General features: G+C 59.0%; 13 protein-coding genes, 4 tRNA genes and 1 pseudogene. 5 read left to right on the top strand and 13 right to left on the bottom strand.

Annotated features, from left to right (window positions below; translation table 11 throughout):
* Nucleotides 1-10 precede the first annotated feature (10 nt).
* The 4 genes from LOY36_RS07195 to LOY36_RS07180 all read right to left on the bottom strand — a co-directional run bounded on the left by LOY36_RS07195 (nt 11) and on the right by LOY36_RS07180 (nt 2441).
* Nucleotides 11-1336 carry an ATPase AAA gene (locus tag LOY36_RS07195; protein WP_018926258.1) on the bottom strand — a complete coding sequence of 442 codons (1326 nt, stop codon included), beginning with the start codon at nt 1334-1336 and terminating at the stop codon, nt 11-13.
* Nucleotides 1337-1338: 2 nt separating this feature from the next.
* Complete coding sequence (locus LOY36_RS07190; RefSeq protein WP_018926259.1) at nt 1339-1869, bottom strand: prepilin peptidase; 531 nt, start codon at nt 1867-1869, stop codon at nt 1339-1341.
* Between the two features lie 27 nt (nt 1870-1896).
* On the bottom strand, nt 1897-2091 hold the full coding sequence (locus LOY36_RS07185) for a Flp family type IVb pilin (RefSeq protein WP_018926260.1): 195 nt from the start codon (nt 2089-2091) through the stop codon (nt 1897-1899).
* A gap of 155 nt (nt 2092-2246) precedes the next feature.
* The gene (locus tag LOY36_RS07180; RefSeq protein WP_018926261.1) at nt 2247-2441 is read right to left on the bottom strand and encodes a Flp family type IVb pilin; all 195 of its coding nucleotides are present in this window, start codon (nt 2439-2441) and stop codon (nt 2247-2249) included.
* A gap of 412 nt (nt 2442-2853) precedes the next feature.
* Here LOY36_RS07180 and LOY36_RS07175 point away from each other — a divergent pair, with 412 nt between their 5' ends.
* Nucleotides 2854-3717, top strand: a complete 864-nt coding sequence (locus LOY36_RS07175) for a DNA-binding response regulator (RefSeq protein ID WP_258672772.1) — start codon at nt 2854-2856, stop codon at nt 3715-3717.
* A gap of 59 nt (nt 3718-3776) precedes the next feature.
* Here the strand turns inward: LOY36_RS07175 and LOY36_RS07170 are convergent.
* The 4 genes from LOY36_RS07170 to LOY36_RS07155 form a co-directional block, all read right to left on the bottom strand.
* A tRNA-Gly gene (locus LOY36_RS07170) sits at nt 3777-3852 on the bottom strand.
* Nucleotides 3853-3855: 3 nt separating this feature from the next.
* Nucleotides 3856-3931, bottom strand: a tRNA-Glu gene (locus tag LOY36_RS07165).
* 104 nt (nt 3932-4035) lie between these two features.
* A tRNA-Gly gene (locus tag LOY36_RS07160) sits at nt 4036-4111 on the bottom strand.
* Between the two features lie 2 nt (nt 4112-4113).
* Nucleotides 4114-4189, bottom strand: a tRNA-Glu gene (locus LOY36_RS07155).
* Nucleotides 4190-4583: 394 nt separating this feature from the next.
* On the opposite strand from LOY36_RS07155, the gene LOY36_RS07150 reads away from it, so the two are divergent.
* A complete protein-coding gene (locus LOY36_RS07150) occupies nt 4584-5342 on the top strand; it encodes a hypothetical protein (RefSeq protein ID WP_258672770.1) in 759 nt (252 codons plus the stop codon).
* Nucleotides 5343-5452: 110 nt separating this feature from the next.
* Here the strand turns inward: LOY36_RS07150 and LOY36_RS29105 are convergent, their stop codons facing one another.
* From LOY36_RS29105 to LOY36_RS07135, 4 genes and pseudogenes are all read right to left on the bottom strand, one after another.
* Nucleotides 5453-6316: a methyl-accepting chemotaxis protein gene (locus LOY36_RS29105; protein ID WP_408981117.1), complete on the bottom strand. Its 864-nt coding sequence runs from the start codon at nt 6314-6316 to the stop codon at nt 5453-5455.
* Nucleotides 6314-7378, bottom strand: a pseudogene (locus LOY36_RS29100) (HAMP domain-containing protein); the annotation flags it as partial. The pseudogene LOY36_RS29100 and the gene LOY36_RS29105, both read right to left, overlap by 3 nt.
* A 147-nt stretch (nt 7379-7525) precedes the next feature.
* Nucleotides 7526-8914 carry a PLP-dependent aminotransferase family protein gene (locus tag LOY36_RS07140; RefSeq protein WP_258672767.1) on the bottom strand — a complete coding sequence of 463 codons (1389 nt, stop codon included), beginning with the start codon at nt 8912-8914 and terminating at the stop codon, nt 7526-7528.
* Between the two features lie 342 nt (nt 8915-9256).
* Entirely contained in the window at nt 9257-10018 is a 762-nt protein-coding gene (locus LOY36_RS07135; RefSeq protein WP_258672766.1) for an SDR family oxidoreductase, read from the bottom strand.
* Between the two features lie 235 nt (nt 10019-10253).
* On the opposite strand from LOY36_RS07135, the gene LOY36_RS07130 reads away from it, so the two are divergent.
* Nucleotides 10254-11258, top strand: a complete 1005-nt coding sequence (locus LOY36_RS07130) for an NADP-dependent oxidoreductase (RefSeq protein WP_258672764.1) — start codon at nt 10254-10256, stop codon at nt 11256-11258.
* A 69-nt stretch (nt 11259-11327) separates the two neighbouring features.
* On the opposite strand, the gene pyrF is transcribed toward LOY36_RS07130, so the two are convergent.
* Nucleotides 11328-12026 (bottom strand): orotidine-5'-phosphate decarboxylase, encoded by a 699-nt coding sequence (pyrF, locus tag LOY36_RS07125; RefSeq protein WP_007938741.1) that lies wholly within the window; start codon nt 12024-12026, stop codon nt 11328-11330.
* Nucleotides 12027-12318: 292 nt separating this feature from the next.
* Between pyrF and LOY36_RS07120 the strand changes: the two genes are divergently transcribed.
* The gene (locus LOY36_RS07120; protein ID WP_019581208.1) at nt 12319-13077 is read left to right on the top strand and encodes a response regulator; all 759 of its coding nucleotides are present in this window, start codon (nt 12319-12321) and stop codon (nt 13075-13077) included.
* Nucleotides 13077-14129 (top strand): HAMP domain-containing sensor histidine kinase, encoded by a 1053-nt coding sequence (locus LOY36_RS07115; RefSeq protein ID WP_258672763.1) that lies wholly within the window; start codon nt 13077-13079, stop codon nt 14127-14129. The genes LOY36_RS07120 and LOY36_RS07115 overlap by 1 nt, the downstream gene beginning before the upstream one ends.
* Nucleotides 14130-14143 lie beyond the last annotated feature (14 nt).

The following is a 14143-nucleotide window of genomic DNA, read 5'->3' as shown; positions in this document are numbered from 1 at the left end:
TATCTCCGTATCAAAGAAAGTCGAGCTGGACGAAGTAGTTGTGCCAGGCCCATTCCAACTCTTGTGGCGACAAGGCTCCGGAACCGCCCATATAACGCTGACGATCGAGGGCCATGTTCAGGAGATCTCGGGGATGGCAAGGCACCAGGGGCATGCCTTCACTTGCATAAAGCCTTTGCAGTACATAACGCAGCAGCAGGGGGTCAAAAGGAATACCCATACGCTCACATTCCTGACGCCAGATCTTTTCGTACTCCTCGGGCTTCAGGTAACCGAACTGCAACTTGTAGCCAATCCGCCGCAGGAAGGCCTCATCAGCCAGTTCCAGGGGATTGAGGTTGGTGGAGAACACCAGAACCAGATCGAATGGCAGCTCGCAATGCCGACCACCGCCCAAATTGAGGAAGTCGCGCTTCTCCTCCATCGGGACGATCCAGCGATTGAACAGCTCAGCGGGTGCCATGCGCTGACGCCCCATGTCATCGATGATGAACAGGCCATTGCTGGCCTTGAGCTGCAAGGCGGCCTGGTACTGGCGGGTGAAGGGGTCATAGCGAACATCCAGCTGTTCCATGCTCAACTCACCGCCCGTAATGACGACCGGGCGTTTGCAGCACAGCAGTCGACGATCGATCCCTTCGTTGAGCATCAGATTGTTCTGTTGACCGTTGTCATCCAGCCGCTGATGCACCTGCGGGTCATAGATCTCGATCACCGACTCGTTGATCACGATGGCATGAGGTACCCAGATGGCCTCGGCGAACAGACGAATCAACCGACTGCTGACGTAGGTCTTGCCGGTACCCGCGGGGCCATAAATCATGATTGCGCGCCCGGAGTTCAGGGCCACACCCAGTTGATCGAGCATCCCCTCCGTGAGCACTACACCGGTGAGGGCCTTGTGCATATCGCTTGAGCTGATGCGACCATGGTGAATGGTCTGGATTTTGATCAGGGAACGGTAGGTACTCACCGGGAAGGGGGCCGCGCCGATATAGCCGCTGCGTGACAGCGCATCGCGGGCAGCACTGCGACCGCGTTCGGTCAGGCTATAACGCAGCTGCCCACCCGATTGCCCCACCTGACCCAGGACTTCGACACGACCGTCCTTGCGCAGAAACGCCAGGACTTCTTCAAGTACGGCGCCAGTCAGCGCCAGGCGCTCCACCAGTCGCGGCATGTCCAGCACGCCGGCGTCGTACAAATGCTTGCATACCAACTCACCGAGAAAACTGTCGGTCAGACCCGTCTCGCGGATTGTGCAAGGCTGAGGAGCCAGCCGTTGCACCGCTTCCCGATCGCTGGAGTAGGCATCACTATCGACAATGACGTGCATGACTAACCTCCCAATCCACCGGCAACCAGTTGCCAGTAGACGCTGTTTAAAGTGCCGATCAAGATTGCGATCGAATAAGGAAAAGGTTTGCCGGCGACTTCATCCGAAGTCGGCGCCAGATAGGCCTGCGCCCTGAGAATCAGCCAATAACGCCCCAGGGTCTGCAACAATTGCCCGCGAACCAGCACGATCAGGAAACCGCACACCCCACCAGCTATCAGGCTGAACATGGCTGCCCACAAGGCGAAATGGAACGGAAGAAAGCTGCCGACCATGGCCATCAACTTGACGTCGCCAGCAGCCATGCCTCCCAGGGCGTACATCGGCAGAAAGAACGCAAAACAGATCAGGATACCCAACAGGCTGTCACCCAATCCGCTGATACCACCTGAATAAGTCTGACCGGCCAATCCCAGGGCAATGCCCAACAGGACCAGCGTGTTGGGGATACGGTGGCGAAGCAGATCGCTCACCACCGCGACGCCCAGCAGTCCTAGCAGTAAAACAGTCGACACCAGCAATTCCATGGACATGGCGCGTCTCCCCTACCGGGATTATCGTTAGCAGGCAACGTTGCCGTTGACCGCCTGGCACAGCGCTCTGATCTTGGTATCTACAGCGCCGCCCAAAAGAACGAAGGCTGCAGCCACAGCTACCGTAATCAACCCACCTGCCACCGCGTATTCCACAATGGTCAGGCCATCTTCATCTTTGGCGAACTTGCTTATCGAAGTTCTGATTGTTTGCAGAGTCATTTTGTGTACCTCACTTCAGCGGTCATACGGCTCGGAAAGTACATTGGCGGGGACAGCCGCGAAGTCCATTGAGTTATCCGGTCGCTCTATCAGCAAAACAGCAACAACCGGTCATTCATGGACTTCGCCGCGTCCCGCCACCGTAAATTTCGTTATCAGCACGCAACGTTGCCGTTGACGGCCTGGCACAGCGCCCTGATTTTGGTATTCACGGCACCGCCCAAAAGCACGAACGCAGCGGCAACAGCTACCGTAATCAGCCCACCGGCCACGGCGTATTCCACGATGGTCAGGCCGTCTTCGTCTTTGGCGAACTTCACTACCGAAGCCTTGATTGTCTGCAGATTCATTTTGCCCACCTCACTCGAATGTTGTTTTTTCCGGAAGGCAGTACGTTCTGCACTGCCTGATGCAACCCTAGTCAGGGGCAAGGCATGGGCGTTAGGAAGATTTTGCACATCACTAGGACTTTTTTGCGGGTGCGGCCAAATACGGTTATTGGCCTTTGCAGAAGTAGCAGGAGGGGTAAAACAAGGGATGGCTCGCGAATACCACTGACTTCGATTTACAAGCGACGAGCGGCTGATACCTGGTTCATAGACGACACACCAACAGACTGTTGCCTGGGACTGATTTCCAGGCAACGCATAGAGCGGATAGAACTAAAATTCGTCTTTCTTATCAGTATTTAATCTGCAAAGTGATGGCACGTTAGCAATACTACTCAGCGAAGAGGGGCCCGTAGAACCGCAGAGTAGAGACATGACGTCCAACATGACCAGAAGGCCATCGCTGCTTTGGTTCGATCTGACTCACGATCGTTCCACGAAGGAACTCATCGCGCAGTTCGAGGAGACTTGCGACTGCAAACTGGCGAAAAATTCCGTGCTGCCCAGCGGGGAACAGGCAGACATGATCTGCATCCATTTCGATCGCCCCGACACCCCCGGCTTGAGGTTGTTGCTGGAGATCAAACGCACCACCCCTACCATCCCGATTACCATGTTCACCGTGCAGCACTCAGAAGAATTGGCCGTCTGGGCCATGCGCTCCAGTGTCTGGGAATACATGGTGCTCCCGCTCACCAACGCCGAGAGGAAGCGCTACCTGACGGCTCTGCTGCAGCTTTGCGAATTGCGCCGCAATGCCGGTCAGGACAAGACATTGCTGATCGACCACTCGCCCACTCTGCCAGATAGCATCCGCCTGACCTCCGGGCACCAAAAACACCAGGCGCTGAGCCATATCATGCTGTACATCGACCAGCACTTTCGGGACAGCATCGATCAGAGGGATTTGGCCAAGCGCTGCGGCATGACGACTTTTCGCTTCAGTCGCCTGTTCAAGGAAGCCAATGGCGTCGGTTTCACCGATTACATCCTGGACAAGCGCATGAGTTTTGCCAAACAGCTGCTCGACAACAGCCAGATGCCGATTACCAGCATCGGTTACGAGGCCGGCTTCAAGGATCCTTCCTACTTCGCCCGCGCCTTCAAGCAGTTCGTCAACTGCACGCCCAGCGAATACCGTTTGGCCAGCCAACTTAGAGCGGTAGCAGCGCAACCGCCACTGGAAGATACAACCATTGAAGCACTTGAAAGCCTGGTGCAGAGCCTTGGAAATTGAAGCAGGTTTTTTACGCGCATAAAAAAACGCCGCTCAAATGAGCGGCGTTTTTTTGAATTTGGAGCGGGAAACGAGACTCGAACTCGCGACCCCGACCTTGGCAAGGTCGTGCTCTACCAACTGAGCTATTCCCGCAAATGGCGTCCCCTAGGGGACTCGAACCCCTGTTACCGCCGTGAAAGGGCGGTGTCCTAGGCCACTAGACGAAGGGGACACGCTGCCCGGAACACATGGTGTGTGTTTCGGTGCCCAGACCCGCATCCGAAGATTTGGTTCTGGTTTCACTCAGCCTTGCCCGAAAGCAACGCTGTTTAAAATTGGAGCGGGAAACGAGACTCGAACTCGCGACCCCGACCTTGGCAAGGTCGTGCTCTACCAACTGAGCTATTCCCGCATTGGCGTCCCCTAGGGGACTCGAACCCCTGTTACCGCCGTGAAAGGGCGGTGTCCTAGGCCACTAGACGAAGGGGACACACGTACAACATTCACTCCCTACCGCGTTTCGCTGTGTGCTTTACGCTGTAAGTGGCGCGCATTCTATGGATGGATTGAGGGGTCGTCAACCCCCAGATATAAATTTATTTAAATCAATGACTTCGCCCTGCTTTTGGCAGCGATTCAGGCTTTTGTGTCGCCTGACCTTTGGCGCCTATATTCTGGCATCCACCAAGACGCTATAGTCCATGCCGAGATGATGGCAATGTGCACCTCGCACGCTATTTACTTATAGAAGCGGCATTGCGGCCGATATAAGAAGAGCTATAGCCGATTCACTCGTCGAGCAGCCCTATGCGCCCATATGCCAAGCCAACTACACTCGACTCGAACGCGAACCCCATAAAGAGGTCTTACCGGTGACACCACTCATGATCACCCTGCTAGTCGTAGCCGGGATCGCACTATTGATCGCCATTGGCTACATGAACCATGTGGTGGAAAACAATAAGCTGGAAAAAGCCCGCACCAAGGTTGAACTCAACGACCGCCTGCGTCGCTGCGGCGAAATCACCGAGACCTTTCCCGGTCAGTTCATGACACCCGCGCTCAAGCTGCTGTTGACCCGCCTGGAACTGAACGTCTGCCAGCGACTGCTCAACCTGGAAAAAACCAGCGCCACACTAAAGCCGCGGATTACCGAGCTGAGTGCCTTGGTTGCCCAAGGTGAATCGATCCCGGTCAACAACCCGCCGGCACCGATCCAGACCGAAGCCAAGGCCAAAGACGTGCGCTTCCTGCTGGAAGCCATTCATGGCCAGATCACCCGCGCCGCACAGGACGGTTACCTGCCAGCCAACGAAGCCAAGCGCTGGATCCGTGAAGTGCGCCACATCCTGGTCCTGCTGCACATCGAGTTCTTCAACAACCTCGGCCAGCATGCCCTGCAACAAAACCAGCCAGGCCAGGCCCGACTGGCCTTCGAACGCGGCGTGCAATACCTGCGCAAACAGCCGGAGCCCCAGGTCTACAGCGAACAACTCGAGTACCTGGAAAAACTCCTGGCCCGCGCCAACGACCAGGTCATGGACAAGATCGCCCCGGTTGAAGGCGAAGTGAACCAACTGACTGAAGGGCTCAAAGACGTCGAGGCTGATGCCGACTGGAAGAAGAAAGTGATCTACGACTGATCATGCAAATGCTGAAAAGCCACCGGGTCAGGTGGCTTTTTTTTGCGTTGGGATTGATGCCCGCCAGAGTCAATAGATCATCCGGACACAGCCCGAGCCTTCGGCAGCTGCTACAGCTTGAAATGCCCCACCATCCCCCTCAACTCACTCCCCAACTGCGCCAGTTCAATACTCGACGCCGCATTGCCCTGCATCGCCAATGAAGACTGATCCGCACTGGCGCGAATGCTCGTGACACTGCGATTGATCTCCTCGGCCACCGAGCTCTGCTCCTCCGCAGCCGCTGCTATCTGCTGGTTCATCTGCTGAATCAGCGACACCGCCGCCGCAATACTCCCCAATGCACTTTCGGTCTGCAACGCATCGCTCACCGCCAGCTTCACCAACTCGCCACTGCTCTGAATCTGCTGCACCGACGATTGCGCCGCCGAGCGCAAGGCACTGACCAGGCGTTCGATTTCCTCGGTCGATTGCTGGGTTCGCCTGGCCAGTGCCCGAACCTCATCGGCCACCACCGCAAAGCCCCTCCCCTGCTCGCCGGCACGCGCCGCCTCGATGGCCGCATTGAGCGCCAACAGGTTGGTCTGCTCGGCAACGCTTTTGATCACGCTGAGCACCGTGCCGATGTTCTGGATTTCTGCACTGAGGCTTTCGATGCTGGAGCTGGCCGAGGTGGCCGAGTCCGCCAGTTGCTCAATTCGCGCCATGCTCTGACGCACCACCTGCTGACCGCTTTCGACCTTGCCGTCGGCCGTCTGCGCCGCCTGGGCGGCCTCCTCCGCGTTACGTGCGACGTCGTGCACCGTGGCGGTCATCTGGTTCATCGCTGTGGCGACCTGCTCGGTTTCTTCTTTCTGGCTGCTGACTTCAAGGTTGGTCTGCTCGGTCACCGCCGACAGCGATTGCGCAGAGCTTGCCAGCTGTTCGATACCGGCCTGCAAACCACTGACGATGTTGCTGAGCCCCGCGCCCATTTGCTGCATGGCTTGCATCAACTGGCCGATCTCGTCACCGCGGGTCACGTCAATCGTAGTGCTCAAATCGCCCGCGGCGATCTGCTGGGCGACACGGATCACACTGCGCAACGGTGCGACGATCAATCGGGTAATCACCCACGCGGCAATCAGCCCGACCAGCAAGGCCAGCGCCGAGGAACCGATGATCAACAGCGAGTTCTTTTTCAGCTCTGCCTGCATCGACCGGTCTTCGGCAACGTAGGCCTGATCCACCCGCTCCACCACTTGCGCGGCGCGCTGGTGGAGTTGCTCGGAGACGGTCTTTTCCTGCGCCAACAGGCCGGTGTACTCGGCGAGTTTTTCAGTGAAACTGCCGATATGACCGGACACTTCATTGAGGACCGTCTGGTAACCCTCATCCTTTACGGTAGCTTTCAACTGTTCGGCCTGGGCCAGCGCCTGGTCGGCTTGCTCGATCTTGCCCTGCCCGGCACTGTCGTCGCCCTTGCGGCTCTGATCCAGGCGTACGTGCGCTTCGTTCATGGCCTGCAACATCAGTCGCGAGACCTGGCTGACCTGATTCGCCTGCTCGATGAATTGCGCACCGTCCTTGCCCTCGGACTCCTTCAAGGCATAGGCACCATCATCGCTAAGCCCGGACTGCAGCACATCCAGGTTATTGGCCACACTGGACACCGACCAACTGGCCATTTCCAGCGCCAGGTCCTTGGCCTGACTCAATGAAACGAACTCGTCAAAGGCCTTGCGATAAGCCCCCAGAGACTGTTCGACGTCATTCATGACCGGCACGTTGGCTGCGGACTGAGCCTTGAGCTCGGTCGCCAGCGCGATCAAAGCGTCCACCCCCGTGTGCAAGGCGTCCACGGTTTTCGGGTCGCCGCGCAAGGCGTACTCCTGCTCAAGCAGACGCACCTTGAGCAAACCGCTGTTGAGCGACGACATCTGCTTGAGCCCATCGAAGCGATGACTGATGGTTTGCAGGGACCATACGCCAATGGCCGCCACCAGGGCTGTCAACAGCAGCACCAGTACAAACCCGACACCCAGTTTTTTCGCCATACCGAGGTTGGCAAAACGTCCTTGCACGGCCGAAATCATTGCGCTTAGTCCCCTGCCATTGTCTGTTGATGCAGATTCGCAACGGGCTTGTGCCAACACAAGTCTCTGGCGTCGGAATAATGGCCAAAAGCTACGCCAGCGTCGTTTTCAGAACGTTTGAGGTCGATCCCGAGCGGTAGCCTGAAAAAATGCCCGCGCGCGGGGATCACAGGCATAGGCAACGTTGATGCGCTGCCAGTCATGGGCCTGGCCGGAGGGGCTGAATGCTGTTGCGCAAGACAGCAGGATGCCGAAGCGTCGCGCCTGAACCTGCACCTGAACGGCGTCGGACTTACGCGATCGCGCCCAGATGAACAGGCCACCTGCGGGTTTGCCGAAAACCTCCCATTCCGCGTCTTCAAGCACCTGCAAGGCCGCGTCTCTGTCGGTGCTTAAACGTTGGCGCTGACGCTGCACCAATTTGCGATAGGCACCACTGGCCAACAAAGAAGCCAGCACCGATTCGCAAAACCGTGAAGCGCCCATGCTGCTGATCATCTTGACCTCGGCCAGTCGCGAAATGACGTCGGCACCCGCCACGACAAAGCCGACCCGCAACGAACTGCTGAGGGTTTTGGAGTAGCTGCCGACGTAGATCACATTGTCATCGATACCCAGTGCCGCAAGACGCGTACCGGGACCGCTGTGCAAATCCGCATAGACATCGTCTTCGATCACCAGTACGCCATGGTTTTTGGCCAGTTGCAGAACCTGCCGAGCCACGCCCAAGGTCAAACTGCTGCCGGTGGGGTTGTGATAAAAGCTGTTGATGAACAAGCCACGGGGTTTGTACGTCAGCAACAGTGCCTGAAGTGCTTCGGTGTCGGGCCCGTGAGGCGTTCGTGGGACTTCGATCATGCTGACCCCGTGCAGCCTGAGCAAATCGAACAGCATCGAATAACCGGGATTCTCCACCACCACGCAATCGCCCGGTTTGAACAACGTGCGCACGATCAGGTCGAGCCCATGACTGGCACCTGCCGTGGTGAGGATTCGACTTTCATCCACCGCGATATCCAGCTGTTTCAGCCGCTTGAGGATCTGTTGGCGCAGGGCAAGCAGCCCCAGCGGTGTGCTGTAGCTGAACAAACCGGCCATATCGGTGCGGCTGACCTGGCGTATGGCATAGCTCAGGTCGTCAGTCTCGCGCCAGCTTTCGGGTAATCCGCCGCACCCCAGCTTCAGATCGCCCGCGACGCCACTCTGCTGCTCAACCCCCTCGAACCAGGAAAAATCCCGTTGCCCGTGAGCGGCAAGCTTCGTTGCCGCGACAAAGAAACCCGCCCCGCTACGCGTCGCCAGCACACCTTGAGCCACTAACCGTTCACAGGCCTCGACAACACTGGATTGGCTGAGCAGATTGATCCGCGCGATTTGCCGCACGGAAGGCAAACGCGTCCCCGGCGACACCTCGCCACGATGGAGCCAGTCGGCCATCGCGTCGACGATTTGCTGCACGACCGGCACCAATGCCTGTCGATCGATTCTCAACTCCATGAGCAAGCAAACTCCTGTCTGTTTTGCGCAAAACAGTTAATCACAGGAGCGCTCGACAAGATGTGCGACAAAACCGCCAAAACCGTCGGTTCTAACCATTTGAAACACAATGCCCGATGCTTTCACGGAACCGGAGCCGAACGAAAAAACTATGGGAGCGGGCTTCTGTGGCGAGGGGGCTTGCCCCCGTTCGGCTGCGAAGCAGTCGTAAATTCAGACAACTCGGTCTGTCTGGACGGGCGTCGGGGGCCGCTTCGCGCCCCAACGGGGGCAAGCCCCCTCACCACACAAGCCCGCTCCCACAACATCCACAGATTCCAAACCATCGCGGCCTGGAAAGAGTTAAAACGCCGTAACCCCACCATCCACCGCCAGCGAATGACCGGTGGTGAACGCCGCGCCGTCGCTGCACAGGTACAGCACCGCGCTGGCAATCTCCTCGACCTTGCCGATACGTCCGACCGGGTGCATGGCATTGGCGAACTCGCCCTTCTTCGGGTCCGCTTCATAGGCACGACGGAACATGTCGGTGTCGATCACCGCCGGGCACACCGCATTCACGCGAATCTTTTTCTTGGCGTATTCGATGGCCGCTGACTTGGTCAGGCCGATCACCGCATGTTTCGAGGCGGCGTAGATGCTCATCTTCGGCGCAGCCCCCAGGCCGGCGACCGAAGCGGTATTGACGATCGCGCCGCCGCCCTGGGCCAGCAGCAACGGCAACTGGTACTTCATGCACAGCCAGACGCCTTTGACGTTGACGCCCATGATCGCGTCAAACTCATCGACCGTGCCCTCGGCCAGTTTGCCTTTCTCGATTTCGATGCCGGCATTGTTGAAGGCATAGTCGAGACGGCCGTAGGCATTCACGACCTCGTCCATCAGATTTTTTACATCGCTTTCCACAGTGACATTGCAGCGCACGAAGGTCGCTTCACCACCGGCGGCGCGAATCAGCGCCACTGTGCCTTCACCACCGGCCGCGTCCAGATCGGCCACCACCACTTTCAAACCCTCGGCGGCAAACGCCAAAGCGGTTGCGCGGCCAATCCCATTGGCCGCGCCCGTCACAACGGCGACCTGGCCGGAAAACGTCATGCTCATTGTTATGTCCTCGAAGGCAAGAATGTGGGGATCGCGAGTTCCCAGTCTAGCCACAGGGGCCGATGCCACGGCAGCACTATCAGAAGGCCGGTTGGGCGCCCATGAGTGGCAGTGATGGAACCGCCGCCCTGACTATCACTGCACTGGATCGATGTGCATTCGCCGTGTCAGCCAACCTTGCAGCATCGTCAATGAAGGTCTATCAACAAGACTTCATTCACCTTGAGTGCCTGTCATGACTACCCAGACCAATCGCCAGTTCCTGCTCGCCAAACGTCCCGTGGGGCCAGCTACCCGCGAGACGTTCACCTATCAAGAAGTACCAGTCGGTGAGCCTGCGGCAGGTCAGATCCTGGTCAAAAACGAATACCTGTCCCTGGACCCGGCCATGCGCGGCTGGATGAACGAGGGCAAGTCCTACATCCCTCCGGTCGGCATTGGCGAAGTCATGCGCGCACTGGGCGTAGGCAAAGTCATCGCCTCGAACAATCCGGGCTTTGCTGTCGGGGACTACGTCAACGGCGCCTTGGGTGTGCAGGATTACTTCCTTGGCGAGCCGCGAGGTTTCTACAAGGTCGATCCGAAACTGGCGCCGCTGCCGCGTTATTTATCCGCGCTGGGCATGACCGGAATGACCGCCTACTTCGCCCTGCTTGATGTCGGCGCGCCGAAAGCCGGCGACACCGTGGTGTTGTCGGGCGCGGCCGGTGCGGTGGGCAGCATCGCCGGGCAAATCGCCAAGATCAAAGGTTGCCGGGTGGTCGGCATCGCTGGCGGCGCGGACAAGTGCAAGTTCCTGATCGATGAGCTGGGTTTTGACGGTGCCATCGACTACAAAAACGAAGACGTAACCGCCGGCCTCAAGCGTGAATGCCCGAAAGGCGTCGACGTGTATTTCGATAACGTCGGCGGCGATATTCTCGACGCCGTGCTGAGCCGCCTGAACATGAAGGCACGGGTGGTGATTTGCGGTGCCATCAGCCAGTACAACAACAAGGAAGCGGTCAAAGGCCCGGCCAACTACCTGGCCTTGCTGGTCAACCGCGCGCGGATGGAAGGCTTCGTGGTGATGGATTACGCCGCACAGTTCGCCGCAGCCGGGCAGGAAATGGCCGGCTGGATGGCCAAGGGGCAGCTCAAGAGCAAGGAAGACATCGTCGAGGGACTGGAGACCTTCCCGGAGACACTGATGAAGTTGTTCAGCGGCGAGAATTTCGGGAAGTTGGTGTTGAAGGTTTAACTCAATATCTGAAAAGAGCACAAAACCCTGTGGGAGCGGGCAAGCACGCTCCCACAGGGTCCGTGGCGCTTAAGCGATTTCTGCGACGACCGCCGCCAACGCCTTGGCCGGATCCGCCGCCTGGCTGATCGGACGGCCGATCACCAGGTAGTCGGAACCGGCATCCAGCGCCTGACGCGGAGTCAGAATGCGGCGCTGATCGTCCTGGGCGCTGCCCGCCGGACGAATCCCCGGGGTCACCAGTTGCAACGACGGGTGAGCGGCTTTCAGAGCCTGGGCTTCCTGGGCCGAGCAGACCAGACCATCCATCCCGGCTTTTTCCGCCAGCGCAGCCAGGCGCAGCACCTGCTCCTGCGGCTCGATGTCCAGGCCAATACCCGCCAGATCCTCACGCTCCATGCTGGTCAGCACGGTCACGCCGATCAACAGCGGTTTCGGGCCGCTGCGCTGATCGAGCACTTCGCGGCAGGCGGCCATCATGCGCAGGCCGCCGGAGCAGTGCACGTTTACCATCCACACGCCCATTTCTGCAGCCGCCTTGACGGCCATGGCGGTGGTGTTCGGAATGTCGTGGAACTTGAGGTCCAGGAACACTTCAAAGCCCTTGTCGCGCAAGGTGCCGACGATTTCCGAAGCGCAACTGGTAAACAGTTCTTTACCGACTTTGACCCGGCACAGTTTCGGGTCCAGTTGATCGGCCAGCTTCAGTGCGGCGTCACGGGTGGGGAAATCCAGGGCGACGATGATAGGCGTCTGGCAGGCGGACATGAGTGGGCTCTCAGGCAAGTCGAAATCGGCGCGCATTGTAGCGGAACCAGCGCCGCTGCGGGACCCGATGATCGGTAATTCGTCGTCGCGGCTCAGGCAAGCCTAGCTGCCGCGGCGATTGTGTCGAGCCCGATACACACACGACACGCCCACAACACCCTTCAACGCTACCCTCGTCAGCCGCAACAAGCCCTACAGCACTTCCCGCCTCACGGCCGGACGCCTATGCTGAAGCCACAACCTCGCAGCCTATCTTTGTGGTTGGCAGCCTACCTGGCAGATGAACGCACGCATGCACAACTCCCCAGCACCTCTGAACGACGATCAAAAAGCGCCGGCCGATGACAAACGCTGGAGCATTCGCGCCCTGATCGTCGACGATGACGTCCCGATCCGCGAATTGATGATCGACTACCTGGCCCGTTTCAATATCCACGCCAGCGGCGTCTCCGATGGCGCCGCCATGCGTCAGGCGCTGCAAGCCGAGCATTTCGATGTCGTGGTGCTCGATCTGATGCTGCCGGGCGAAGATGGTTTGTCACTGTGCCGCTGGTTGCGCGCCGAATCGGACATCCCGATCCTGATGCTCACTGCCCGCTGCGAACCCACCGACCGGATCATCGGCCTGGAACTGGGCGCCGACGACTACATGGCCAAGCCGTTCGAGCCGCGGGAACTGGTCGCGCGGATTCAGACCATTCTGCGTCGGGTACGTGATGACCGCACCGAACAACGGGCGAACATCCGTTTCGACAACTGGCGCCTGAACAGCGTGCTGCGCCAGTTGATCGCCGCTGATGGCCTGGTGGTGCCGCTGTCCAACGCCGAGTTCCGTTTACTCTGGGTGTTCATCGAACGTCCGCGCCGGGTACTCAGCCGCGAACAACTGCTGGACGCCGCTCGCGGTCGCTCGATCGAAGCGTTTGATCGCAGCATCGATCTGTTGGTATCGCGCCTGCGCCAGAAACTGGGCGACGACCCGAAAGCCCCGCAGTTGATCAAGACCGTTCGCGGTGAGGGTTATCTGTTCGACGCACGAGACATCAGCTGATGCGTGCGCGCTTCGATACGCTGTTCGGCCGCCTGTTCGGCGTGCTGTTGGTGGCGATCGTACTGGCGCATTTGCTGGCTTTTTTATGGTTCAAACATTACGGGCCGCCCCCTCCTCCCCCTCCGCCGCCGGGGTTTTCCGAGCGCTTCGATGGGCCTCCCCCACCGATGGACCCGCGTTTCGGCAATCGACCACCGCGGCCGTGGTTCGGCGGGCCGCTGGTGCCGCTGACCTTTCAGTTTGTCTCGCTGATCATCGCCGCCTGGTACGGCGCCAAGCTATTGACCCGCCCGATTCAGCGCCTGAGCGACGCCGCCGAGCGCCTGAGTGAAAATCTCGACAGTCCGCCGCTGGATGAGTCCGGCCCACGGGAAGCACGGCAAGCGGCGCACACTTTCAACCTGATGCAGAAACGCATTCTTGAACAAATACAGCAACGCTCGCGCATGCTCGGTGCGGTGTCCCATGACCTGCGCACACCGCTGTCGCGGCTCAAGCTGAGGCTGGAACAGATCGACAACGAGAAGCTGCAAGGTCAGATGCGTCAAGACCTGGACGACATGATCGGCATGCTCGATTCCACCCTCACCTACCTGCACGAACAGCGCACCAGCGAGGCGCCACAATGGATGGACGTGCAGGCGCTGGTGGAGTCCCTGAGCGAAAACGCCCAGGACCAGGGCGCCGACGTCCAGGCCCGCGGCCATTGCGCCCCGCTGCAGGTTCAACCGATGGCTTTGCGCTCGTGCATCAACAACCTGCTGGACAATGCCTTGCGTTATGCCGGGGACGCGCTGATCACGCTTGAGGACAGTCGCGAACAACTGGTGATCCGGGTCATCGACCATGGTCCGGGTATCGCGGCGGATAAACGTGAAGCGGTGTTTGAACCGTTCTTTCGCCTGGAAGGTTCGCGTAATCGCAACTCCGGCGGCGTCGGCCTGGGCATGACCATCGCCCGGGAAGCCGCGGAGCGTTTGGGCGGGCAGTTGAGCCTGGAAGAAACGCCCGGCGGCGGTCTGACAGCCGTCATCCGCCTGCCCCGCGTCTAAGCCCGCACCCACAG

Source organism: Pseudomonas sp. B21-019 (assembly GCF_024749225.1).
Classification (GTDB): Bacteria; Pseudomonadota; Gammaproteobacteria; order Pseudomonadales; family Pseudomonadaceae; genus Aquipseudomonas.
Note: the sequence above shows the minus strand (reverse complement) of the source record. Positions and strands in the feature narration are given on the sequence as shown.